The sequence below is a fragment of the Parachryseolinea silvisoli genome (assembly GCF_021190955.1).
Classification (GTDB): Bacteria; Bacteroidota; Bacteroidia; order Cytophagales; family Cyclobacteriaceae; genus Ohtaekwangia; species Ohtaekwangia silvisoli.
In genome coordinates this window covers 931672-955337 of sequence record NZ_JAIOAO010000002.1, presented here as the reverse complement: position 1 = coordinate 955337, position 23666 = coordinate 931672, and the positions used below count along the sequence as shown (strand labels likewise).

Annotated in this window: 21 protein-coding genes and 1 pseudogene; 8 read left to right on the top strand and 14 right to left on the bottom strand. The window is 51.1% G+C overall.

Going from position 1 to position 23666, the window contains the following annotated elements; all coding sequences use genetic code 11:
• Positions 1 to 7: 7 nt before the first annotated feature.
• From K7P01_RS13855 to K7P01_RS13830, 6 genes are all read right to left on the bottom strand, one after another.
• The gene (locus tag K7P01_RS13855) at positions 8 to 391 is read right to left on the bottom strand and encodes a sensory rhodopsin transducer (protein ID WP_267293931.1); all 384 of its coding nucleotides are present in this window, start codon (positions 389 to 391) and stop codon (positions 8 to 10) included.
• Positions 384 to 1601 (bottom strand): D-arabinono-1,4-lactone oxidase, encoded by a 1218-nt coding sequence (locus K7P01_RS13850; protein WP_267293929.1) that lies wholly within the window; start codon positions 1599 to 1601, stop codon positions 384 to 386. The genes K7P01_RS13855 and K7P01_RS13850 overlap by 8 nt, the downstream gene beginning before the upstream one ends.
• Before the next feature lie 79 nt (positions 1602 to 1680).
• The gene (gene fusA, locus K7P01_RS13845) at positions 1681 to 3753 is read right to left on the bottom strand and encodes an elongation factor G (RefSeq protein WP_267293927.1); all 2073 of its coding nucleotides are present in this window, start codon (positions 3751 to 3753) and stop codon (positions 1681 to 1683) included.
• Between the two features lie 412 nt (positions 3754 to 4165).
• The gene (locus K7P01_RS13840; RefSeq protein ID WP_267293925.1) at positions 4166 to 4579 is read right to left on the bottom strand and encodes a hypothetical protein; all 414 of its coding nucleotides are present in this window, start codon (positions 4577 to 4579) and stop codon (positions 4166 to 4168) included.
• 291 nt (positions 4580 to 4870) lie between these two features.
• Positions 4871 to 5251 (bottom strand): peptide deformylase, encoded by a 381-nt coding sequence (locus tag K7P01_RS13835; protein WP_267293923.1) that lies wholly within the window; start codon positions 5249 to 5251, stop codon positions 4871 to 4873.
• Positions 5252 to 5267: 16 nt separating this feature from the next.
• Positions 5268 to 5537, bottom strand: coding sequence for a cyclic nucleotide-binding domain-containing protein (locus K7P01_RS13830; protein ID WP_267293921.1), 270 nt, complete (start codon positions 5535 to 5537; stop codon positions 5268 to 5270).
• Between the two features lie 129 nt (positions 5538 to 5666).
• Here K7P01_RS13830 and K7P01_RS13825 point away from each other — a divergent pair, with 129 nt between their 5' ends.
• Positions 5667 to 6227 carry an HD domain-containing protein gene (locus tag K7P01_RS13825; protein WP_267293919.1) on the top strand — a complete coding sequence of 187 codons (561 nt, stop codon included), beginning with the start codon at positions 5667 to 5669 and terminating at the stop codon, positions 6225 to 6227.
• Positions 6228 to 6522: 295 nt separating this feature from the next.
• Here K7P01_RS13825 and K7P01_RS13820 read toward each other — a convergent pair whose 3' ends face one another.
• Positions 6523 to 7479, bottom strand: a complete 957-nt coding sequence (locus K7P01_RS13820) for an NADP-dependent oxidoreductase (RefSeq protein ID WP_267293917.1) — start codon at positions 7477 to 7479, stop codon at positions 6523 to 6525.
• Positions 7480 to 7550: 71 nt separating this feature from the next.
• Positions 7551 to 8954, bottom strand: coding sequence for a serine hydrolase domain-containing protein (locus tag K7P01_RS13815; protein ID WP_267293915.1), 1404 nt, complete (start codon positions 8952 to 8954; stop codon positions 7551 to 7553).
• Positions 8955 to 9118: 164 nt separating this feature from the next.
• On the opposite strand from K7P01_RS13815, the gene K7P01_RS13810 reads away from it, so the two are divergent.
• The 4 genes from K7P01_RS13810 (at position 9119) to K7P01_RS13795 (ending at position 12004) form a co-directional block, all read left to right on the top strand.
• On the top strand, positions 9119 to 9589 hold the full coding sequence (locus K7P01_RS13810) for a hypothetical protein (protein ID WP_267293913.1): 471 nt from the start codon (positions 9119 to 9121) through the stop codon (positions 9587 to 9589).
• 47 nt (positions 9590 to 9636) lie between these two features.
• Positions 9637 to 10164, top strand: a complete 528-nt coding sequence (locus tag K7P01_RS13805) for a hypothetical protein (RefSeq protein ID WP_267293911.1) — start codon at positions 9637 to 9639, stop codon at positions 10162 to 10164.
• Positions 10165 to 10255: 91 nt separating this feature from the next.
• Positions 10256 to 11371 (top strand): serine hydrolase domain-containing protein, encoded by a 1116-nt coding sequence (locus K7P01_RS13800; protein ID WP_267293909.1) that lies wholly within the window; start codon positions 10256 to 10258, stop codon positions 11369 to 11371.
• A gap of 36 nt (positions 11372 to 11407) precedes the next feature.
• The gene (locus K7P01_RS13795) at positions 11408 to 12004 is read left to right on the top strand and encodes a hypothetical protein (protein ID WP_267293907.1); all 597 of its coding nucleotides are present in this window, start codon (positions 11408 to 11410) and stop codon (positions 12002 to 12004) included.
• Between the two features lie 254 nt (positions 12005 to 12258).
• Here K7P01_RS13795 and K7P01_RS13790 read toward each other — a convergent pair whose 3' ends face one another.
• Complete coding sequence (locus K7P01_RS13790) at positions 12259 to 14457, bottom strand: outer membrane protein assembly factor BamB family protein (RefSeq protein ID WP_267293905.1); 2199 nt, start codon at positions 14455 to 14457, stop codon at positions 12259 to 12261.
• A 178-nt stretch (positions 14458 to 14635) separates the two neighbouring features.
• Here K7P01_RS13790 and K7P01_RS13785 point away from each other — a divergent pair, with 178 nt between their 5' ends.
• Positions 14636 to 15964 carry an APC family permease gene (locus K7P01_RS13785; RefSeq protein ID WP_267293903.1) on the top strand — a complete coding sequence of 443 codons (1329 nt, stop codon included), beginning with the start codon at positions 14636 to 14638 and terminating at the stop codon, positions 15962 to 15964.
• A 14-nt stretch (positions 15965 to 15978) separates the two neighbouring features.
• Here the strand turns inward: K7P01_RS13785 and K7P01_RS13780 are convergent, their stop codons facing one another.
• The 4 genes and pseudogenes from K7P01_RS13780 to K7P01_RS13770 form a co-directional block, all read right to left on the bottom strand.
• On the bottom strand, positions 15979 to 16827 hold the full coding sequence (locus K7P01_RS13780; protein WP_267293901.1) for an SDR family oxidoreductase: 849 nt from the start codon (positions 16825 to 16827) through the stop codon (positions 15979 to 15981).
• A 377-nt stretch (positions 16828 to 17204) separates the two neighbouring features.
• On the bottom strand, positions 17205 to 19565 hold the full coding sequence (locus K7P01_RS13775; RefSeq protein ID WP_267293898.1) for an ABC transporter permease: 2361 nt from the start codon (positions 19563 to 19565) through the stop codon (positions 17205 to 17207).
• 48 nt (positions 19566 to 19613) lie between these two features.
• Positions 19614 to 19796: pseudogene (locus K7P01_RS32115) on the bottom strand (permease prefix domain 2-containing transporter); the annotation flags it as partial.
• 3 nt (positions 19797 to 19799) lie between these two features.
• The gene (locus K7P01_RS13770) at positions 19800 to 20135 is read right to left on the bottom strand and encodes a PadR family transcriptional regulator (protein ID WP_267293896.1); all 336 of its coding nucleotides are present in this window, start codon (positions 20133 to 20135) and stop codon (positions 19800 to 19802) included.
• Positions 20136 to 20561: 426 nt separating this feature from the next.
• On the opposite strand from K7P01_RS13770, the gene K7P01_RS13765 reads away from it, so the two are divergent.
• Positions 20562 to 20726 (top strand): hypothetical protein, encoded by a 165-nt coding sequence (locus tag K7P01_RS13765; RefSeq protein WP_267293894.1) that lies wholly within the window; start codon positions 20562 to 20564, stop codon positions 20724 to 20726.
• Positions 20727 to 20746: 20 nt separating this feature from the next.
• Complete coding sequence (locus tag K7P01_RS32110) at positions 20747 to 21346, top strand: DinB family protein (RefSeq protein ID WP_397311108.1); 600 nt, start codon at positions 20747 to 20749, stop codon at positions 21344 to 21346.
• Between the two features lie 1369 nt (positions 21347 to 22715).
• Here K7P01_RS32110 and K7P01_RS13755 read toward each other — a convergent pair.
• A complete protein-coding gene (locus tag K7P01_RS13755) occupies positions 22716 to 23657 on the bottom strand; it encodes a hypothetical protein (protein WP_267293890.1) in 942 nt (313 codons plus the stop codon).
• Positions 23658 to 23666 lie beyond the last annotated feature (9 nt).

Genomic DNA, 23666 nt, shown 5'->3' with positions numbered 1-23666 from the left:
AAGTATATTACGCGGATGCGTGAAAAGGTGTTACACAAAAAACCGCCGCACTGCGTGAACGGGTATCCATCCGGCTAAACTGTACAACCACGGCGACGCTGGATTGTACAATAAATCCGAACGGTTTATCCAACGGAAGGGGAAGGGGGTCGATCAGATCATTAAAACGAATCTTGCGGATCCGCCGCGCTTTCACACATAGTACATGATCTTCGACGGGGCCTTCATCTTCATAAAATATCGTGATCGTAATGTCAGCATCCTGCGCCGACGTGTTTAGAATTGCAATTTTATCATGACTGGTAAAAGTCGGTTCATGACCCGTCGACGTCAACGGAATATGCCCGGCCGCAAATGCCCATGTCTTTTTACCTAGCGCTTGTTCAGCCATTGTCTTCAGGATTAAGCAATTCGCGCAAATGATCGCTCATAAAACATCCTTCCGGATCAAATGATTTCCGTATGGCGCGAAAAGTACTCCACTCCGGATATAAACCCTGGAGATGCTCCGCCCGGAGGTTATGTTTCTTTGCCCAATGCGGTCGGCCGCCGTGTGCACGAAAGATCGGTTCAATGTCGTTAAAGAACGCTTCAAATGGCAGGCCGGCATTGTGGTGAAGCGATATTGATACACTGTCCCGGCCGTAGTGCGGACTCAGATAATTCTGGTCTGCTGCAATTGTTCTATACAACACACGCCATGCCACCGTTCGCCGGTGTTTATCTTTCATGCGCTTCCGCACTTCACGAAAGCATGCCATACCTCGCTCGCGTGGCAACGCATACTCCATCTCATCAAACTTCAGGGTACGTTTGCGCGGCAATATCTCGCCCACGAATCCCTCTTCTTCGTCTACGCAGCGAAAGCTAACAGGAAAGGACCTGGTGCCACGTCCCGGTTCATTCAGCACCCGCACCTTGATTTCATCGCTGCGCGGATACCAATAAAAATCCACGTTCCGGTTCTCCTCGGACAGGGCATCAAAATGTTCCAGACACGTCTCGACATCGGTACACAGTTCCAATCGTCGAAGCCGGAACAACGGCAGCACACTAACGGTGATCTCCGTAAAGATACCCAACGCCCCCAACGACACGCGCATCGCGCGCATCACATCAGCATGTGTCTCCTCCGAAAACACCTGGACATTTCCTTCGTAATCGATCATCCGCACACCCTGTAATATCGACGCCAGGTTTTGCAAGGCCCGGCCACTGCCATGCGTACCGGTCGCAATAGCGCCCGCCAGCGTCTGTACATCCACATCACCCGTATTGAACAATGCCAGCCCGACCCGCTGCAATTCCATGTTTGCCTCGTGTATGGTAGTGCCCGTACGAAATGTGGCCGTTCGCCTGATGGCATCGTAAGACACCAGTCCTTTAAAATGATGTAAGTGTAATAACGTGTCCGGAGTCGCTACCAGCGGCGAGGACGAATGTCCCGCTGCCGCCAGCCGTATTTTTTTCCCGGCGGCATGGCTGCGGCGAATCACTGCAGCCAGCATATCTTCATCTTCCGGACGCACATATTCCTGGGATGTAAAACGTAACGACCCCGACCAATTTGTCCATTCCTGCATCTCCCCAGGTTTTGCCATAGCCGTTATGAGCCATTAAATACTATGCCCGGCATTAAAAAAGAACAGGCTCCCAATTGGAAGCCTGTTCACCAATGTATCAACCACGCAGCACCCTGTCCAAGACGTTCTCCGGCGCCAATTGATATCGGCTAAACGTTAAGGAGGCCGATGCTCGTCCGGATGACAGCGTACGCAGGGCCGTAACATACCCGAACAAAGAGGCCAACGGTACCTCCGCGCGTATCCATTGCGTACCGGCCTTTGTACCGATCTCCAGGATGACACCGCGCCGTCTGTTCAAGTCACCCGTTGTCGCACCGGTAAACTCCTCTGGCGTGAGAATATCGACCAGCATGATTGGCTCCAGCAATTTAGGCCGGGCCTGCCGGGCGGCTTCCTTAAAGCCTATGCTTGCGGCCATTTCGAAGTCCAGCGCATGAGAATCTTTCTCATGTATCCTGCCGTCGAACAATCGCACGCGCATGGATTCGACAGGATAGCCTGCCAGCACACCGTTTTTCATTGCCTCCTCAAAACCTTTTCGGACGGAGGCCACAAACTCCTTCGGAACAACACCACCTTTGATGTCACTCACGAACTCAAGCCCCGTCGCGCCGTCGGCTGCAGGCGATAGCTCAAACTGTATCTCGGCAAAATTGCCACTTCCTCCATTCTGGCGTTTAAATACCTCACGGTGTATAACGGCATGTGTCAATACTTCGCGATAGGCAATCTGCGGTTCACCCTTGTTAACCTCGACGCCATACGTTGCCGCGAGTTTCTCCAGCACGACTTCCAGGTGAAGCTCACCCATGCCCCGCAGGATGGTCTGTCCTGACTGCGGATCGACTTCCAACGCCAGGGTTGGATCCTCGTCCAGCAACCGGGCCAACGCCTCGCTAAGCTTGCCTACATCTTTCGAAACCTTTGCCTCAATGGCATAGCCAAACACCGGCACCGGGAAATCCATACGCTCAAGCTGAATCGGATGCAGCGCATGCGACAACGAGTCGCCCGTCTTCACATCCTTCAGGCCCACCAGTGCGCCAATATCGCCGGCATCCAGTGATTCGACAGGCTCGAACCGGTCGGATAACACACGCAATAGTCGACTGACACGCGTCTGCTTACCCGTGCGACTATTGACAACATAACTGCCACTTTGCAACACGCCCGTGTAAATCCGCACCATCGCCAACCGGCCGACATAGTCGTCCGTCACGACCTTAAAGACCAATCCTGCCACGGGTGCGTCGAGCGTCGTTTCACGGATAACCTGATCGTCGCTATCCGGCGCAACGCCATGCACAATACCCTTGTCGGCGGGTGCCGGCAAATACGACACGATCGCATCCAGTAAAGGTTGCACACCACGGTTACGATACGCTGCTGCACATAATACGGGCACCAACTGCAAGCCTATAGTAGCCCGGCGCAAAGCCTGACGAATCTCCACCTCGCTGACCTCAGCTCCCGCGGTGTACTTTGCAAAGATCGCATCGTCCACTAACGAAAGTTGTTCCAGCAGATTCTTACGCCAGTGCATCACTTCCGCAACATATGCTGCGGGAATAGCCGTCACACTATACGACTTACCATCGTCACCGTTCCACACCAGTGTCTTCAAAGCAATCAAGTCAATCACGCCCGAGAAGGAATCCTCCGCCCCGAGGGGCAACTGTACTGGCACCGGCAACGCAGGAAGCCGTGTTTCAATCTCCTGTACGACACGCAGGAAGTCGGCACCTTGCCGGTCCATCTTATTCACCAGGATGATCCGCGGCACGTTGTATTTATCCGCCTGACGCCATACTGTCTCTGATTGTGGCTGTACGCCCGAGCGCGCACAAAATACGGCCACAGCACCGTCCAATACACGTAGCGATCGTTCTACCTCTGCTGTAAAATCAACGTGACCGGGCGTATCGATCAGGTTAACCTGATACCGTATACTATCAACCGACCAGAACGTAGTGATAGCAGCCGAGGAGATCGTAATACCTCGCTTCGATTCTTGCGGGTCTGTGTCCATCATCGTATTTCCGTCGTCGATATTTCCCATCTTGTGAATCATGCCGGTATAATACAGCATGCGTTCCGTAACGGTCGTCTTACCCGCGTCAACGTGTGCCATGATCCCTATATTTCGAATGTGTGTATGTCGTTTCATAATTGTAATAAATGTTAAGCGTTGCCAAAAACACAAGAAAAAAGCCCCTCACCGGCAGTGAGGGGCTTTCGGGTAAGCACAGAATCTTCCCAATAGCCTTATCGCTCCGGCTTGTTTCTAATGTCTTCGACTATAAATTTTAAGATACGTTTCATCGTATGATGCTCTGTGATGGATTGTACTGCATTACCGGGGAAGCAACAAAAAAGCCCCTCCGGATGGGAGAGGCTTTTGCAGTATGCTATAACGTAGCAACTATCCTCGTTCATCCGGAAATACCCGTGCCTCCCCATCTACTATTAAGATGATGTGGCTCGTAGCAATAATGAATTTTTGAATAGTTGACATGGCTGTCGATTTTTAACTTCAATACAAAGATATCAGTATGAACGCAATATCGCAAATACCGATATCATAAAAGTCCATTCTGAATTAAACAAACACGAATCTCCTGCGGCATAGTGTACTGTTTTCCGCAATAAGATTTTGTCACGCGAATACTGGATAGTATATGACTGTTCCATACAGTCAGCTCTTCGGCCGGAACCCACAGTTCCTGGTGATGGGCAAGTCCAACTGTCTGCACTTCGAATTGTTTAAAATATGACACTGGTATTTCAAATGCCGTTACAAAGCCTGCACTGTCGCCATCAGCATCGCGCATATTCCAACGTTCTGCGATTTCACAAGCATACTGCTCGTTCAATACCGGATAAAAAATAGGTTGCCAATAAAGCCTGGGTGGAAAGGCGGCCATGCCAGTTTCAATAATACGCATCAGCTCATTTCCGCCTACCGGCCTGTACAAAGTTACAGGTGTCATCATCGTTTTACATTTCTATTTAAACACTGCTTTACTTCCGTATAAAATTCTGCCCTAAAACAAAAAACCCGGGCTTTATAGACCCGGGTTTATGTTCAGTAATATTTTTTGCTTATAGACTTCGATATCGCCGGGCACGAACAGTCCACTCGCAGAATTGATCTGCGAAATCTTTTACGTTAATAATAAGGCGTGTTGCGGACTTCATGAAACAAAGGTAACGTAATTTTACTATCAAGGTTCGCTCTTCTACAAAATATTTCTATCGGAGTCGAGAGAGCACACGCCTGCTTGTCACAGGCCCCGACGCATGGGGTAATCCACTTCGATATGCCCGCGCACAATCGCTCGCAACTTACGCTGCATTCGCTGTCGCGTAAAGACACTCAGATAGTCCAGGTATAATACCCCCCGCGTGTGATCATATTCATGCTGAATCATCCGCGCGGTGGCACCTGCAAATGTGTGTGTCTGTTTTATAAACGACCGATCGAAATAGTCAACCGTAATCGACCACGGTCGTGAGACGCCACGACTCAATGAAGGTATACTCAAACACCCCTCTTCGTCATCCCAATTTTTATCCGACTGTGCCACGACCTGCGCGTTGATAAATGTTTCGACAATGCCAGTATCATCTTCTGGGAAGTACTCCTGACGCCGGGCGGCATCCATACTATCATATGTGCTCTTACTGTCTACTACAAATAATTGCAGCGCCTGCCCACTTGTGATGCCGCGAGTCCACGCTAAAATTGAAGGTAAGCTCCTGTTCAGCGCCCGGTATATAGAACCGTATGACACCACGCTCGACAAAAGAGAGATAGTTTTCCAGCTCACCTTGTTGGGTGATCACGGCACCCCTGGCAAAGACGTGCTGATGAAAATGTGAAGCAATAAAGCTCCACTCCGGTTCGCTCAACTGGATGATGCGTTCGTAATATTCGCGAATGTAACCCATAGTGCATTTTTCCGTATACCCTGTTATACGAAGATACGATATCTTCCCCGCCGACCGGCATTCGACCCAGACCGTGGCAATTCCCGACAGATCTTTCACAAATTTTCACACTTTTATCATTTCGCAACTATGACCAACCCATGGCCCATTGACGCGCTGCAGGACGCCTGGCAGCTCGCAACCCGCATGCACAACGGACAAAAGTACGGCGGCTCCAACCCGGGCGAACAAATCGAATACATGAACCATGTCGGAAGCGTGGCATTCGAAGTACTCACGGCTTCAGCAATCGAAAAGGACCTCGATATCCACCTCGCCATACACTGCGCCATTCTGCACGACACGCTGGAGGATACTGCGCTGACGTACGGCGAGCTGTCCAGCCAATTCGGTCCCACGATTGCCGAGGGTGTGCTCGCACTCACCAAAAGTGATGCCATTGCCGACAAGCAAGCCAAAATGCTCGACAGTCTAACCCGCATCAAAAAGCAACCAAAGGAAGTCTGGGCTGTAAAAATGGCTGACCGCATCACCAACCTCTACGCGCCACCGTTCTATTGGGACAATGAAAAGAAAAAAGCCTATAGAGCCGAAGCTCAGTTGATCTACGATGAGCTGAAGGCCGGAAGTCGCTATTTGGCAGAACGTTTGGCGAGGAAGATCGAAGCTTATCAACGTTTCCTGGAGTAGTTTGATGTCTACTGGAATTGAACGCTGAACGGTATAAAAACAAGAAGAGGCTGTTCTTTTTTTTCAAAAAAACAGCCTCTGGTATCGATCGCACACTTACCCATCATTGATCGGCAAGGCTGTCAAATATAGTGGCGGCAGTTATCCGGAAATTCACATCTCGGGATGTTTTACCCACACTATTTTCCAGATCGACATTCGTACAGACATAAATAGCGTGCCTGCAAAAATAATTCATACAGGCACGGTTACCGTGTAGTGCTTTTCCCGGCTGCTTCCGATCTTCTACAAATCGCTACACACTTACATAATTACCTCGTTTCACATCAATGGCAATTTTGCCCAGGACCTGGTGCTTGTCCTTGGCGCGGTAAGCTTCTTTTGCTTCCGTTAGCGCATAGATCGCCGAAATGTGCACTTTCAAAACGCCTTCGTCGATCAGCTTCGCCACTTTTGTAAGCACCTTTCGGTCGATATGGGTCATCTCCAATACGGCCCGCACGCCAAATTGCCGTATCGCATTTTCGTCGGGCTTCATTAACATCGACACAATAATGCCCTCGCGTTTAAGTACATGAAACGATTGATTATAGATGCCGCCGCCGACGGTATCGAGCACGGCATCATAGTTGCGCAACTTCCATTCAAAGGCATCTTTACGATAATCGATCACTTCATCAGCGCCCAGGCTTTCGACAAATTCCACACCATCGCCTGAAGCCGTGGCCGCAACGTATGCACCTACATGCTTGGCCAGCTGAATCGCAAACGAACCGATGCCACCGGATCCGCCGTGAATCAACACGCGTTGTCCGGCCTGCAGCTTCATATGTTCGAAGATCGCCTCGTATGCGCTCGTCGCCGCTAACGGCACCGCCGCCGCTTCTAAAAACCCCAGGCATTCCGGCATCACAGCAACCGAATCTTCCGCCGTAACCGCATATTCTGCAAATGCTCCGGAGCCTTCCCGCAAAACACTCGCTTGCCCAAATACCCGGTCGCCCACCTGAATATGTTTCACTTTGTCACCCACCATTTCCACCACACCTGCCACATCCATACCCAATGTGGTCGGTAAATGCATTTGCGATCGGTAGTAGGAATCCTTCTCAATGGACTTTGCATCTACCGGATTTAAACTCGAAGCATGCACTTCGATCAGCACTTCATTATCGCGTGGCAAAGGCTTTTTTACCTCTTCCACCTGCAGCACCTCGGGGCCGCCAAATTCATGGATCGTAACTGCTTTCATATCTCGTCTTGGTTGTGTCCTATACGGCGAAAAAACCATTCCCGACACACCACCGCTACCTGTCGCAACATCTACTTCTCAAACAAATTATACGAGGGCCATACGTCCCGCATTAAAATCTGCTCCCGGACAATCGTATAAAGATCCTGCAGAATCCGATTGTAATTGTCCTCCGTGCGCGTGTTCGCCAGGACCACAAAACTAAACGTATTATCCAACCGCACCAGAAGCGACGACGTCCCCGGCAGCGAACCAGCATGCACCCAGGAGTTGTCTTTAAAGTACATTGTCTGCAACGACGACGAAACGATATCGGGTACATGCGTCCCCCGATCGATACGCACCATAAAACGCGCCAGGTCCGTTGCCGATGCCACCCAGCCGCCATGTGAGTCCATGCGTGCAACGTTCATACTATACGGGCTGAACTCAGCCTGATAATACTTCACTTCCCCCGGCAGCCGTGCCTCCAATGTATTACCGGCGATCTGCATGTCTGCTATACCCATGGGCGCGAGCATCGCTTTACTATAAACTTCATAGGACTGCCCGGTAACCTTCTCGATTACGCGGCCCAGTACGCAATATCCAAAGTTGAGATACTCATTATGCGTGCCGGGAGTATAGGCCAGCGGTCGATTCGCCAGGAGGTCGCTGATCAGCTGTGCCTGCGTCAGATTAACCGCCCGAAACATGGGATCATCGGGTGAGTTGATCCATCCGGAGGTATGATTCAACAAATGCCGCACGGTGATCTTATCCTTGTCCGAACCCACGGGTGGTGCACCGAAGTCGTTGCCCAGGATGCCATTAGCGCCGAAGACAGCGTCGTCCAACGAAAGCAAACCTGCTTCCGATAGTTTCAGGATGGCAATGGCCGTGATCGGTTTTGACAGGCTGGCAATGCGATAACGATCTACATTTACAGCCACCTGGCTTGCTTCCTTGTCGGCGTAACCGTACGACTGCGCGTAGACAAGCCGTTCGTTGCGAACGATGGCCAGCGACACCCCGGGTATGGCAAGCTCATTCATTTTAGCCTTCAGCGCATTATCCAATGTTGTGAACGGCTCGTTCGCCAGGAATGTCACTTCCTCGCCATACGCAATGCCCGTACCATTGGTGGCATAGGCGCGCACATAGTAGGTCGTGCCCGGCACGAGGTCTGTTAACAGACTGACAAAGCCGCCCTCACCCGTGCCATCATCCGTTTTGGTGGGCAGATCAGCCGTGGGGTTGTGCTGCGTGCTCCATACCACACCACGCGAGGAAACGGGCGATCCGCCCGCGTCAACGACGGTACCGCCACCCGTCGCGGAAATTGGCGTCACGTCGGACATCGACGATGTCTCGACTGTGGCAAACGCCCCGGGTCCGTCATCCTGGCAACCTGTCAATAGGCCCACGCTGAACGTGACAAAAAGAACAAAGCGAAACAGATGACGTGTTTTGACAGAGAGAGTTTTAGCCGACATAGTCAAAGGAATTGTATCAAAGATGCGGTGTCTTTTAACGCAACACAAAAAAAGTCCGTCCACTAACATGTGACAATACCCTTTTTGGGGAATTTTCCAGGTGAATGCAAAAACACCGGAAGTTACCTGCATCAATTTTTCGGTATTATTAGACGACAAAGATTATGCGACTGTTAAGCCCCATCAATATTCTAAACGCGCTTGCGGTGCCCGTGGCTTTGTTATTGGTTCTGATGATTTTGTTCTCCGCCACCGACTACAAACATTCAAGCTCGGCAAACATCGTAGCATTCATTTTTTTGCTTGTCCTGCTCGCCTGGATGTACGGTGTGATCAACCGAACATATGATCTATACTACGATCAGCAATTTGTATACCTGAAAGGATTCCGAAAAAATAAATCGGTACCGTTGGCCAGCATCAAGCGCATTGCTCATGTCCATAATATGCAATTGAATTATCGCGCAACGTTGATCGGCGGCATGCGATTCGATCGCTATTCGATTGCTTTCGATCCTGCTATTGATCTTGACGATCAGGAAATATTACTGCTCAGAAAAAAAGATCTTGAGCGGTTTATCGACGCCGTACGGCGCTGCAACAAACACGTGGTCATCCACTGGAAAAACGCGTGACGCTACTGGTAACACGGCACGATTTTTACAATGCCCTTTTGTAAACTATGGACCAGTCGTTGACAACGTTGCTCATGCGCACAAACCGCCAAAACAAGGTGCTGCTCGCGCGCATCAAAGACCAGCTTTCCTTCGACTCGCTGTTTGAGCTTCTATACCACCATGAACGACCCCTGGTACTCCGGGCGGCCGACGCCATAGAAAAAGTCACAGTCAAACATCAGGAATTTCTACGCCCCCATAAGCTCGACCTGCTGCGACTGTTTACAACGTCCGATCATCCGGAATTACGATGGCATTTGGCTCAGCTCATCGTACGCGTTACATTGTTACCGGACGAAGCGGACGAAGTCTGGAAAATATTGCAGTACTGGGCACGAAACCCCAACGAAAGCAAGCTGGTCCGCGTGCACGCCCTGCAGAGCCTTTACGATCTCTCGCGCATATATCCGGAATTCAGGGATCCTTTTCAGGAGACACTGACAGTCGTCGCACACGAGCCTATACCTTCACTACAGGCACGCATACGGAAGTTACGCGACAACCTCGAAAAGCAAGCCCTGCTCCCCGAATAACACTACGATTTGTATTACTGTAAGATTGTCCGTCAACGTACAAGTTGACGAACGATTGAAACTATTGCGCGTGTAGGAACATCTTCACGACATGACACACCGCTCCCCCCTTAAAAGCATCAAACGAGGCATATGCTTTCCCACATTCGCCCTACTCATATCGCTGTCTGCCTGCCACGATGACAATCCCGCCACCAGCAGCGATCCCAAAGAGCGGATAGTAGCACTGGCGCGCGAAAACAATCTGCCCACGCTCACAGTTTTAATTCAAAAAGATACCGGTACATATGCCCTTCATTACAAAAGTCCACATCCCGATATTCAAGAAATCGAAACGTACGGCATCGGCAGCACAACCAAATTTTTATCTGCCTTGGTGATCATGAAATACGTTGAACAGAGTCACCTCCACCTGGATGAGCCCATCAGCCACTATATTGCAGCAAAAGATCTTACCACCATCTCCTGGTTCTCCGCCATCACATTACGCCACTTGTTTAATCATACCAGCGGCATTCCCGATTACACACAAAACCCCACCTGGCTTGAAGCCACTCTCAACGGCACTGCCCTGGCCACGACCCGCGAAAAAATTGCCCTCATCCCATCCGACAACAACTATACACTCGGACAATTTCGCTACAGCAACAGCAACTATATCCTGCTACAACAAATTCTCGAACAGGCAAGCGGCCAACCCGCTCAGAAAATATTCAACGACTTTTATGTATCAATAGGCCTACCCGGCATAAGACTCGATACGGGCGACATGTATGGCCAGGCCTTCTACGCCCAAAACGCCCTATCCTCCCAAAACGTCTCCGCGTGGCAGGAACACTATGGCTTCGATGGCGCCGCCTACGCTTCCGCAGATGATCTTGCCACCCTGTTAAAAAAAGTATTCATCGGGAAAACCATTCTCCAGGAAGGAAGCATGACCGCAATGACCACCTGGACCACCATGGGCGATCGCTCCCTCCGTTACGGTGATGTCACCATCGACCGCTACGGTCTCGGACTCATGCAATTCCAACTTGGCGACCGTACCTTCGTCGGTCACCCCGGCGGTACGCTCAAATACCAATCCTTCGTTTTCATTGAACCCGCCACCGGCACCACCATCATCCTCTTAACCAACGGCGCCGGACAGCATTATACGAAGGCTTTCTTTTCGAGTATTTTAAATGAGGCGATTAAAATCCTCTAACATTTAGGCTATATTTGATCTTCTATCTATACTCGCTTGAAAGAGTTCATACTCAAAACTCACTTACTCGATCGGTCAAGAAAGCTGATCCTGGCCCCCGACTATGTTGCCTTTGAGAACAAAGACCTGAAAGGCAAGGAATTTACGCGAATAGAGAAAGCAGACATCATCGACTTTCGGTGGCGCGTAGAACAAATCATCTGGTATGAAATATCGGTCGGCACACGTTATGTTATTGCCTTTAAAACCCAAAACAACACCGAACTTAAGGTCACCCTTCGAAGTTACTTCAGAGCATCACAACTGGACATCTTCAACGATATCCTAAATATCTGCTGGGATAATTACTGCGCTCCGCTGGTGGAGAATCTCGCCGACACATTCTACAATGACCAAGACGTTATTCTATATAATCACACGCTCAATCAACAAGGTATTATCTTTCCAAATGGCAGCCAGCTAAACTGGAACGATGTCAGCGTAAAAGACTACCACAGCTATTTCACCATCTACAAAACCAATACCCCTGACATCCACACCCGAATCTCCTCAAAAGACTACGAGGCAATCAAACTATGGAGCTTGACAAAATCGATTCTACGCGATCTCACGATACAAGACCATAATCGTTAAGGAGCAGTCCCGTAGCTTCTGTCGATCCTCATTGCTGCGTTAGCAGAAGCCACGCCAGTTCTCTACGACGATACGGACTATACGACCATTGGCCTCCCTTACTATTCTTTCGGTAGCGATAACGACAATGATCATAGCGCGCATCATCACAATGAGTCCGGCGGCGACTGGGGTGACAGTGGCTGTTCCAGCGACAGCAGCGGTGGCGACAGCGGATGTTCCAGCGGCTGCAGCGGATGTGGCGGTAGCAGCGACTAAGGCAGCGCAAACGCTACATACAAATCACCCGACTTCGTACCCAGTTTCCCTCCCCCGCAAGCAATAACGACGTATTGTTTCCCATTCACTTCGTACGTAGCCGGTGTCGCAAAGCCTGGCGCCGGCAAGGAAGCCTCCCACAACAGTGTGCCCGTGCGTTTGTGAAATGCCCGTAGCTTTCCATCCTTGGTCGCACCGATAAATAACAATCCACCTTGCGTCACCACGGGGCCCCCATAGTTCTCTGTACCCGTGACCGTAGCCCCCCATGCTTTCATCTCCTCATCCTCCCCTAATACCTTTTTCCAAACATGCTCGCCCGTATTTAGATCAATAGCCGTAAGCGTGCCCCAGGGCGGCGCAATGGCGGGTAATCCTTCCGATGTTACAAATTTATTATACCCAGAAATGTTATAGGGCAGCTTCCGAAAAGCTTCTGCCGGCGATAACTGTTTCTCATAAGGCTGCTCCTGCCGCTCCTTCAGGTTGAGAACATACACCGCGATAGCATTTTTCTCTTCCGTGCTGAGATGCTGAAAGCCGGGCATCATACGACGGCCGGTATTGACAAACTCCACCAGCGTCTGCGGTGTATATTTCTTACTTACTTCTAACAACGAGGGATAATTACCACTTCCCCGCCGGTTGGTGCCGTGACACGCCATACAATGTTGCCGGTAAAGGCGTTGGCCGGCAGCACCGTAGTTTTCGACGGCCTCCGTCTTTTCAGCATCGAGCATATGCAGCACCCACGGCATTTCGTTGGCGTTGACGTACAGCACACCCGTTGTCGGATCTACTGCAGGGCCACCCCACTCACCACCGCCATCCAGTCCGGGGAAGATGATGGTGCCGTCCTTGGATTGCGGCATAAACATGCGCCCTGTGTGCAGCTTGCTTAATTTTTCGCGTATGGCTTGTTGCTCGGCCGGCGGCAGAAAGGGATTGATGTCATTCTCCGTAAAAGTCTGTCGAATGAACGGGGCCGGCTTTTGCGGTATCGGCTGCGTCGGCCAGAGCTTCTCGCCTTCCAGTTGAGTCACGGTATCGACAGGTGTTTCGACGATGTCAAATAACGGCTCGCCGGTTTCGCGATTAAACAAAAAAACAAAGCCGGTCTTCGTCGTCTGTACAACTGCGTCGATCTTTTTACCCCCGTGTGTTACCGTGACCAGCACCGGAGAGGACGACGGATCCCAATCCCATGTATTGTGATGTATATATTGAAAGTGCCACAGGCGCCGGCCCGTGTTGGCATCCAATGCCAACAGGCAATCAGCATAGAGGTTGGAACCGGTGCGCTTGCCACCATAGAAATCCATGGAGGCAGAGCCGGTCGGCACATAGGCGATGCCACGCGCATGGTCGATGGTCATGCCCATCCAGTTGTTGGCGCCGCCAGTCAGCGTGTAGGCGTCAGGATTGTCCCACGTTTCATGACCAGGCTCTCCGGGTTGCGGAATGGTGTGAAAGATCCACTTTAGCTCGCCTGTGCGTACATCAAACGCGCGGATATGACCCGGTGCAGCGTCCATCGCTTCGGATACGCGCGTTCCCGTCAGGATCAGATCTTTGTAGATAGACGGAGCCGACGTATGCGTGATGAAGAGCTCTTGAAAAGCCTCGCCGAGCCCCGTGTGCAAGTCCACCTGGCCATCGCGGCCGAAGCTCATGATGCGTTTGCCGGTCGTAGCATCGACAGCCTGCAAAAAGGGCCCCACAGTATAAAAGATACGGCGATCGTGCTGACCGTCGGACCAGTACGTTACCCCACGGTTGTTGTTGAGAATAAAGTGTCCGGTCTTGTCGCCGGCAATCGTGTCAAAAGGTGTATACCGCCACCGCTCTTGTCCTGTCGCTGCGTCGACAGCAAATAATGTCAGCTTCGGCGAAGTGCCATACAATACACCGTCTACAATAATGGGATTACATTGTATCTGCGAATGTGCCGCCGTGTCGGTATCGCCGGCATGGTACTGCCAGGCCACACGCAGCTGGTCTACGTTGGTGGTATCGATCTGCGTCAGCGACGAATATTTATTCCCTGAGAAATTTCCACCTACGACATCCCATCGGGAATAGCCCTCGTCCGGTCGGCTGCATCCATACCACACCGGCCACAACAGCAATACCAGGTAGAACAACATTGTCAGGGCGGCGCGATGCCGGGGGTGGTGGTGGGAATGGGATATCATGGCTGGCTGTAGGTTCCGGAAACGATGGAATATACTTCTTTTTCGACTTTCCCGGAAGTTAGTTGTGATTGTCCCGGCAGTTTTTGACGTACAGCGGCAAGCCCGTGAACGATAATTTATATTTTGTAGTTATAGAAATCTTACACAAACCCATACCCTATGCGGTTAAACCTTTACCATGGCTGAACAGGCGCAAGATCGACGGCTGGGACTGCTGCAAGCCACAGCCATCAATATGACCGACATGGTCGGTATCGGCCCGTTCATTACGCTGCCGATGGTCATTGCTACCATGAACGGCCCTTATTTCTTATACGCCTGGCTGGCTGGTGCATTTCTGTCGTGTATCGACGCCATGGTTTGGAGCGAGCTGGGCGCCGCCTTTCCCCGCGCCGGAGGCTCTTATAACTTTCTCAAAGAAACATACGGCACCCGCGGTCCAGGAAAGATCATGAGCTTTCTGTTTGTGTGGCAAACCATGATTCAGGCGCCCTTGGTCATTGCCTCCGCCGCCATCGGTTTCTCCGACTATTTCTCATACCTCGTTCCCCTTTCGCCACTCGCCGCGAAAGCCGTCAGCGGTACCGTAGTCGCTGCGATTGTCTTCCTGTTATTCCGCCGCATAGAAGCCATCGGCAAGATCAGCGTATTCCTATGGGTAGTGGTCATCGGCACCATGCTGTGGATTATCGGTGGCGGTATTGCCCACGGCAACTTCATCGCACCAATACAACACCTCAACGATGGCCTCACGTTTAATTTTGCATTCGTCTCCGCCATTGGCTTTGCTTCTGTCAAGACCGTGTACAGCTACCTCGGCTATTACAATGTATGCCACCTGGGTGGTGAGATTACCAATCCTTCGCGCAACATTCCTCGCAGCATGTTCCTCTCCATTGCCGGCATTTTCGTCTTGTACATGACGATGAACATCAGTGTCGTCAGCGTTATCCCCTGGCAGGAAGCCAAAGACAGCAGATTTGTGGTGAGCCTCTTCATGGAAAGGCTGCTCGGCCCGAATGCTGCCAACATTGCCACGTGCCTCATACTACTGGTCGCCTTCGCATCTGTATTTTCGGCCACCCTCGGCTACAGTCGTATACCGTACGCTGCCGCGGCCGATGGTGCATTCTTCAAACCCTTTGCACGCCTGCACCCCCGGGGCAACTTTCCCTACGTGTCCATTTTGTCACTGGGTGCCGTAGCCTTTGTGTTCAGCTTGCTCTTTAAACTACACGACGTCATCAGCGCTATTCTGGCGATGCGCATTCTCATACAATTTATCGGACAGGCTATCGGACTCTTATGGCTACGTGAAAAACGCAAGAGCTTTCCTTACAAAATGCCATTCTTCCCCATACCGGTATATATTGCCATTGCCATGTGGGCCGGCATCCTGATCTCAACGGGGTATAAAATGGTACTTAGCGGCCTGACTGTCATTGGCCTGGGCATTGTGGTATATAGTATCAAGGAAGCTATCGCCCGGCGGCAACAACCATCCTGAAACCCGGCGCGGCATTAAGCCTCCGGTACCGGGTTCCATATACCTGTAGCAGCATTCTTGCGCACAAACTCTTTAAAGTCTGTTGGCTTGCGTCCCAGGGCGCGCTCCACGCCATCGGAAATATACTCGTTTCGGCCGTCCAGTACCTCGGTAAACAAATAGCGCAACAGCCAGATTAAATCGTCAGGTAAACCATACTGCCCCGACGTCGACGCATACGACTCCATCGGGATTTGTTCAAACACGATCTCTCTCCCGGTGGCAACAGCAATTTCCTGCATTGCTTCGCGGAATGTCAACAGGCGCGGCCCCGTCACTTCATATACCTGGCCATCGTGGCGGCTATCCGTCAACGCTGCCACCACCACATCAGCAATATCGTCTGTATCAATAAACGGTTCCTTCACATCGCCCGCCGGCAACGCGACATATCCCGCCTGAATCGGCTCCACCAAATGTCCCTCGCTGAAGTTTTGATTAAACCAGCTTGCCCGTACGATCGTCCAGCGCATACCGGTATCGATCACCACTTTTTCACACAACTGGGCTTCCGTTTCACCACGCCCCGACAACAGCACCACCTGTTGCACATTATTTTGTTTCGCCATCTGTGTCAGGGCATGAATAGCTTCCACTGATCCTGGCACCGCCAGGTCAGGCTGAAACGTAATATACATCGCCTGTACACCTTCCATCGCCGGCTGCCACGTCTGCTGATCGTTCCAATCAAACCGCGTCTTTCCCGACCGCGACGCCGCGCGTACCGCATACCCCAACGCCTCCAGCCGCTGCACTACCCGCGCCCCGGTCTTACCATTACCGCCAATAACCAAAACCGTCTTTGTTTCTTTTGTCGTGTTCATAAAGTTTTAATGTTTAAATGATACACCAAAACTACCCACCCCCGTCTGCGGGAAATAGAACAAAACCGACAAACAAAAAAAGGGAGAGCTACTCCACCTGAGTACTTCTCCCCCAGTCCTACTATAGGAACAGAGCCCATCTATGCTTGTTCCTGACTGTATTGATGGCTCAAATTTAGAGCCCGTACAGCCAGGCCGCCACGGGATTGTACACGTCTGTACCACGGGAAAATCCCCGTATTTTCGACAAAACAAAATGGGGTATGTGGGGCTGGCGCAAGTTCCGCACCTGCGCTAACGCTCGGTGCTTAAACTTGCGCCAGCAAATCCCAAGCAATCGCCAAGCTCAACCCTATCGCTTCATTACCCAATCTCTGTTATTCCGACCGTAAGCTATTCACCGGCTTCGCCAGCGACGCTCGTATTGCCTGGTAACTTACCGTCATCAACGTTAGGGCCATTACCCCCAGGGCCGCGAGCGCAAAGGTGGTCCAGGACAGTGTGATGCGATATGGGAATTGTTTCAGCCAGTCGTACATGTAGTACGCCGACAACGGAATGGCAAGTAGCCAGGAAATGACCACTAACACCACAAACTCTTTTGACAACAGGTGCCAAAGATTGGTGATCGTGGCACCGAGGATTTTGCGAATGCCGATCTCTTTCGTACGGCGTTCGGCTACGAAGGACGAGAGGCCGAATAATCCAAGGCAGGAGATGAAGATGGCGAGGCCGGCAAATATACCGGATAGTGTACCGATGCGCTGCTCAGCCTCCAGCTGGTCGGCGTAAAGGTCGTCTACAAAGCGGTAGTCAAATGGCGCGGACGGATTATACTTGTTGAAGATGGGAGCAATTTTCGCGAGCGCCTCTTGCACGGGTACCTGGGGATTAAGCCGTATCGTGATCGTGCCCATCCAGCCGCGCATAAAGAATATGGCGGGCTTTAGTGGTTCATAGGGTGTCTGTGTTACCATGTTATCGACTACACCAATGATGGTATATTCCTGGTCGCCATGTTTGATGACTTCGCCGATCGGTGAAGGTTGCAGGTTCATAATCTCGGCGGCGCGGACGTTTACGATGACGGCAGACGAGTCAGCCGGTGTCGCACGCGAGAAGTCCCGGCCTTCTTTGACCTTCCACTGAATCGTTTCACCAAATTCCGGACTGATCGTGACGTTAAAAAAGAATATTACTTCGTCGGGATCTTTTCCACGCCATTCAATACCGGTGTTGTTGCCGAAACTGGCAGCCGACTGCGATGACTGCGCGAGATTCTCCACAACTCCCGTCTGCAGCAGCTCGTGACGTACAGCATCGAATTGCTTGCCAAGTGCGGGCGTCCTGATGGGGACGGAAATCAACCCGTTACGATTATACCCTGCCGGGCGGTCCTTGGTAAATTGGATCTGCTGAAAGACCACCACGGTGCAGATGATTAATGTGATGGATACCGTAAACTGCACAACGACCAACACCCGCCGCGGCGCCGAGGCCAAACGACCGACATTAAATGTGCCTTTCAGTACCTTCACCGGCTTGAACGACGACAAATAAAATGCCGGGTAACTACCCGCCAGGACGCCGGTGAGCAACGTGAAGCCCAGTGTCGCCATCCAGAAGTTTAGATCACCCCAGGGCAGTATAATACGTTTACCGGCCAGGGTATTAAAGGACGGCAACGACAACTGCACAAGTATCAGTGCCACCAGCAACGCACTAAATGCCGTTACAATCGACTCGGTCAGAAATTGACTGATCAGCTGCCGTCGCACCGAGCCAATCGTTTTGCGAATTCCTACCTCCTTGGCGCGCTTCTCGCTTCGCGCCGTAGACAAGTTCATGAAGTTGATACATGCCAGCAGCAGTACAAACGCACCGATCGTACCGAAGAGCCACACAAACTCGATCCGCCCGCCGTCTTGCACGCCGCTTTCATTAAAGTCGCCGTACAGGTGCAAGCGCTCCATGGGGTAAAGCATGATTTCTTCACGCCAGTCGGGAATGTGCGCTGTGGGGATAGTCTTGATTTGGTCACTAAGCTGTGCCCGGTCGACGCCTTCTGCCAGTTGTACGACAAGCGAGCAGACATGGTCGTCCCAGGTCGTCACGCCGGTGATCCAATTGTGTTTGTTCTCCCATGGCAGCATGAACCGCGTGGCACCAAAAGACGTGTTGTTTGGAAGATCCTGGTATACGCCGCCGATCGTCAGTTCCTGGCTGTCGTCCAGGCGTAACAGTTTTCCTACCGGGTTGATGTCGCCGTACAACGCCTGGGCCAGGGAACGGCAAATCAACATCGTAGAAGGATCGCGCAATGCCTGACGGCTGCCATGCACCATTTCCAATGTCAGCATATCGGGCAACGTGGCTTCGGCCCAAATTCCCTCGCTCACAAGTTTCTTGTCGCCATCCGCCACAATGTGGTCGACGTTCCAGCCTACCAGCGCTACGGACTCTATTTTGTCGCGATACTCCGTGCGCAGCGGTCCGGATACATTCGGCGCAATGACCACCCCCGTATAGGTCTTTCCCTGGTTCGACTGTCGCATCATGACCTGCATGAGCCGTTCGTGGTTCGTAAAGTGATGATCGAATGAAAGCTCGTCGGTCACCCATAGTCCGATCAACATCGCCACCGCGATACCGACGGCCAGACCCGAGATATTGATAAAGGAATAGCCGCGGCCCTTCAACAGGTTACGCCACGCCAGCGTCATATTGGTCTTCCACATATAGCCAGGAGTTAGAGTTTGTTGTAATGAGAGGGGCCGGACAATACCCGGCCGAAAAAGTAACAGCACGTCGATCATAAACTGCCGTGACGCACGGCGCGCCCCTTGCTGCGTCACCCGCTCATGAAATATTTCTATCAAATCGCCCTCGATATGGCGAAGCAATTGCGGGTTGCAGTACCAGCGAAAAAAACGCAGAAAGAGATGCGGCGGCCGGGGCGTGGGCTTCATATACTAACCCGAAATTTTAAAGGCAATCTTCGGAATAGCATTCCAAAGCTCCTCGCGCGTGCTGCGCGTATACTCCATCGCCCGCTTACCCAGGGCGGTAATTTGCAAGTACTTTTTGGGACGACCCGCCCGTTCTTCGGTGGCCTCGCCTTCAAACGAACGCAGGTAGCCTTTGTCTTCCAGACGTTTCAGGGCCGTATGCAGAGCCCCCATGCTCACCTTACGGGAAAGCCTGGTTTCGATTTCTTTTTTGACAGACACGCCGTAAGCTTCATTGTACAGAACACCTACGGTCAGCATCACGATCTCTTCAAACTCGCCCAGCTGGTATTTCTTCATGGCGACAGAATTATTTCCTAAACGTAGTATAATTATTGTGCCAAAAAAATAAATGCGTTTGGCCGCCAAAAAATGGCCCTTTGTGTATTCTTTAATGGCCGATAACGAACAATCACCGGACGGTTTTTTTGACGTATACCTTGACGCGCCGGCGAGTCGATGTTGGGCGTTATGGCACCGAGTATGCTGCATGAATTGTACCGCCGCGGCGCGTCATCCCCCTGCAATAGTCCTTTTTGCACCGCGCAAGGGCAGGCCGTTCTTCGGAGATTTGTCATGACACAAAACGCACCACTATGGACATCATACACCTTCCCCACGATATTCAACTTGTAACACTGCAGGCTACTTCGTTCCCCGACGGCATCCAGGGTACCTTTGATGCCCTCCGGGAAATGCTTGGCGACATTCCCACCCAAACGTTTTATGGCGTATCCCATGCTGATCCTCAAGGGCGTATCTTGTATTACGCCGCTGCGAGCCTGGTCGACGCTCAACAAACAGTACCGGGTACAAGATCCATTACCGTTCGTAAAGGGTACTTTATTGCCTTACCTGTACGCAAATGGCGCGAAAACATTCCAGCGATAACGACCACCTTTGATACGCTGATGAAGCACGCGGACATCGACCCTGAAGGGTATTGCCTGGAGGAATATGGCTGCGACACGATGCGCTGTTTTGTGCCTTTGCGCCCCGGGTATGTTCCTGCACAGCCTGTATCACTCACGAAACGAATTACTGACGTGCTGGATGATTTTTGTGAAACGTTGAGCAAGTTTGCAGATGCACAAATAGATCAGACACCTCCTGAAGGCGGTTGGAACGCGGGACAGGTGGCGGAGCACATTTCCATTTCAATCGAAGCTATGCCCGATGGACATACGGCGGCGGCCAACCGGTTCATCGACGAGAAGGTGATTCCTATTAACGATATTTTTCTGGACTTCGAAGCAAAATATGAATCGCCGGAGTTTGTATTACCCAAACAGGTGACACATGATAAAGCGGGGTTAATAAAGACGTTACGTGCTTTAGAGGCGAAGCATACCAGGGCGGCAACCGATCTCGACTTAACTGTATTGTGTATGGACTTCGATTTTCCGACACTGGGATATATGACGCGTTATGAGTGGTTGAATTTTTTTGTTGTGCACACGCAACGACACCTACGGCAATTGAAGAATATTTATCGGTCGCTGAACGCCTAGTACGCCTAAGCTTGCGCTGGTCACCTGAAATTGCCGGCGCAAGCATTGGCATCTTGTCTGTTGCGAAATCTGTATCTGCATGCCACGCGACTGATATAGCATAACTATAAACTTTAACTTCCGGCTTCGCTGCAACAGCTTCTTTCATAGTATACACATACTGCACCTCCGCTCTCCGATACCCTTCCGACTTCTTACCGATGTCCACCACAGGCACGTCTTCCATCACCGTTTCATCCACCACAGGCACTTCTTCTTCCCCCATTTCTCCATCTCCAGCCCCATCCCCAGACGCATCGTCCTTCCCGCGCAATGCCAGGATCTTTGCCGCTCCAAATCGCGGCACTTCTTCAATCTTTCCACTCTCCCGAAAGGCTCCATATTCAATACCGATCGATAACATTAACGTCCACCGGTTATCGGGCGGAAGAACATCCATGGCTAATTCCAGTACCGTACTTTGCATTCCTTTCAACGAAGGATTCCAATCTGTCGAACGAGCGATCGAATAGTAGGAAGGATCATACCATGTCGGCGCCAGATACTCCTTCGCGGCCACATCAAACGTCACATCCGGCACAATACCCAACGTAACCTTCAGGCGAAACATCGCATGGTTGTTCTGTGGGAAATAATTAATATCACGCAACAACTCGGGAATTTCAATACGCGCTGAACGATTGACGCGATCTACGGTGTAATATACCGGCGTGCGAACAATCGAGTCAAAGCTGGGCGCCTTTTTAGTGGTTGAAAATCCTTCGAGCAAACGCGTATTTTCGGAGAGCGTAATACGACGGCGACCCCATTCACCCGTGCCGTCACGGAGTTGTACCTGGCGCATGACACTATTGATATCGCTGCCGAAATTATAGTCTGACAAACGCCGGAGTTGATGCATCGCCATCCGCACATAGCTGCCGTGGCGTGAGCAACCGCCAAACTCCGACATGGTATGGCGCGTATTTTTGAAACTCGGGCTCGTTTTTATTTTTTCGGCGCTGGGCCCGCCCTTGCGACGAACGACAATCTTGTCGACGCCGCGCATGCGGTAGGCGCTCAGCATGTCTAACTTACCGGTAAAGGCGAATGGTCCTTCGAGAAAAGGCATATTTGATTGGTTTTAGGGTAACGAGAGGGATTTTCGACAACATTCAAAATTGCAACAGTGTCTGAATCGAATTTACGAAAAGAGAGGCAGCTGTCAATATATTGAATAATTAAAATTATAAGGAAAAGGAATTTATCAGGACATATTCAATAGTTATATAGTATTTTAATATCTATTGATTAAGAATTGATAAACTATTGAATATCTATTCTATATTCTGGTATTTAATGGGCATCGTACCGGATTTTTCAGGAGTGACTAGTGGACCTGACGGTTCAATTTGATGAATTTTACTGGTAGAAAGCGGTCAGGGGAAAGAGGCTCGATCTTCTCTATATAAATAGAGCTAAAATGGCGCGGAAGGCCCGCTTCGCGGGGAAACGGCCGGCTCACTGGCGGGGGTACATTCGCCTGATAAAAATAAAGATTCCCAGGGGTCTGGGAATCTTTATGCGTAATCCGAAGCATTGGCTCCGGATAATATTCCGACAGGATGTCAGCGAAGGAGCGATTGAGAAATGGGTTGGGCTGCTTCGGCGGACCGCTATGCCATTTATATGCATTCCCATTCAATAGTTTCACCCAGTGGTCCAGGCGGTTATCGAACGAGAAATAGCGATCCAAATCGGCCTCCCGACGATCAAGGTCCACGTTCATTTTGCGAACCTTCGTAATCATGTTGGGCTGGATGCGCAAGATAAACCGCCAGGGCTCTGTAAAGCGATAGGCTATCCGCGAACAATGCTGTCGGGTATGGTATATCGTTTCTTCCGAAAAGAACGCCAACTCTTCCGCTGTCAGTTTTTTTCTCTGGAGTTCCCAGGATTCCACCAGGGGTAATGTATGCTCGCGCGATGCATATACTTTCTTGCCATACCGTCTCCGCTTCACTAAAAAATCCTTGCGGTGGCTATACTGCCTGACGTTAATCTTTGCCAACAGATTTTCAAAAAAACCAGCCTGCTTCGTACGTTTTATATCGTCGCGCAGCACAAAGAAACGTACATAGCCTCGTTGGACCGGCGGATTTAGCTCATCCCATCCTACGCTATAGCGTTTACGGCGGATGGCGTCCCACTCCCGTCCTAACCGCAGCAGATTCTTGTCGTACGCCTCCTTCACCGCCCGCTTCCGGCGTCGTTCGCTTCGCACGCGGAAGCGCCCGCTGTAATCTTCTATATCGTTTATTGCTATCTCCATTGTTTTAAG

Excerpts from the sequence above, each read along its gene's own strand:
- K7P01_RS13855 (WP_267293931.1), bottom strand. The coding sequence starts at position 391 with ATGGCTGAACAAGCGCTAGGTAAAAAGACATGGGCATTTGCGGCCGGG.
- K7P01_RS13850 (WP_267293929.1), bottom strand. The coding sequence starts at position 1,601 with ATGGCAAAACCTGGGGAGATGCAGGAATGGACAAATTGGTCGGGGTCG.
- fusA (WP_267293927.1), bottom strand. The coding sequence starts at position 3,753 with ATGAAACGACATACACACATTCGAAATATAGGGATCATGGCACACGTT.
- K7P01_RS13840 (WP_267293925.1), bottom strand. The coding sequence starts at position 4,579 with ATGATGACACCTGTAACTTTGTACAGGCCGGTAGGCGGAAATGAGCTG.
- K7P01_RS13835 (WP_267293923.1), bottom strand. The coding sequence starts at position 5,251 with ATGGATGCCGCCCGGCGTCAGGAGTACTTCCCAGAAGATGATACTGGC.
- K7P01_RS13830 (WP_267293921.1), bottom strand. The coding sequence starts at position 5,537 with ATGGGTTACATTCGCGAATATTACGAACGCATCATCCAGTTGAGCGAA.
- K7P01_RS13825 (WP_267293919.1), top strand. The coding sequence starts at position 5,667 with ATGACCAACCCATGGCCCATTGACGCGCTGCAGGACGCCTGGCAGCTC.
- K7P01_RS13820 (WP_267293917.1), bottom strand. The coding sequence starts at position 7,479 with ATGAAAGCAGTTACGATCCATGAATTTGGCGGCCCCGAGGTGCTGCAG.
- K7P01_RS13815 (WP_267293915.1), bottom strand. The coding sequence starts at position 8,954 with ATGTCGGCTAAAACTCTCTCTGTCAAAACACGTCATCTGTTTCGCTTT.
- K7P01_RS13810 (WP_267293913.1), top strand. The coding sequence starts at position 9,119 with ATGCGACTGTTAAGCCCCATCAATATTCTAAACGCGCTTGCGGTGCCC.
- K7P01_RS13805 (WP_267293911.1), top strand. The coding sequence starts at position 9,637 with ATGGACCAGTCGTTGACAACGTTGCTCATGCGCACAAACCGCCAAAAC.
- K7P01_RS13800 (WP_267293909.1), top strand. The coding sequence starts at position 10,256 with ATGACACACCGCTCCCCCCTTAAAAGCATCAAACGAGGCATATGCTTT.
- K7P01_RS13790 (WP_267293905.1), bottom strand. The coding sequence starts at position 14,457 with ATGATATCCCATTCCCACCACCACCCCCGGCATCGCGCCGCCCTGACA.
- K7P01_RS13785 (WP_267293903.1), top strand. The coding sequence starts at position 14,636 with ATGGCTGAACAGGCGCAAGATCGACGGCTGGGACTGCTGCAAGCCACA.
- K7P01_RS13780 (WP_267293901.1), bottom strand. The coding sequence starts at position 16,827 with ATGAACACGACAAAAGAAACAAAGACGGTTTTGGTTATTGGCGGTAAT.
- K7P01_RS13775 (WP_267293898.1), bottom strand. The coding sequence starts at position 19,565 with ATGTGGAAGACCAATATGACGCTGGCGTGGCGTAACCTGTTGAAGGGC.
- K7P01_RS13770 (WP_267293896.1), bottom strand. The coding sequence starts at position 20,135 with ATGAAGAAATACCAGCTGGGCGAGTTTGAAGAGATCGTGATGCTGACC.
- K7P01_RS13765 (WP_267293894.1), top strand. The coding sequence starts at position 20,562 with ATGGCGTATCCCATGCTGATCCTCAAGGGCGTATCTTGTATTACGCCG.
- K7P01_RS32110 (WP_397311108.1), top strand. The coding sequence starts at position 20,747 with ATGAAGCACGCGGACATCGACCCTGAAGGGTATTGCCTGGAGGAATAT.
- K7P01_RS13755 (WP_267293890.1), bottom strand. The coding sequence starts at position 23,657 with ATGGAGATAGCAATAAACGATATAGAAGATTACAGCGGGCGCTTCCGC.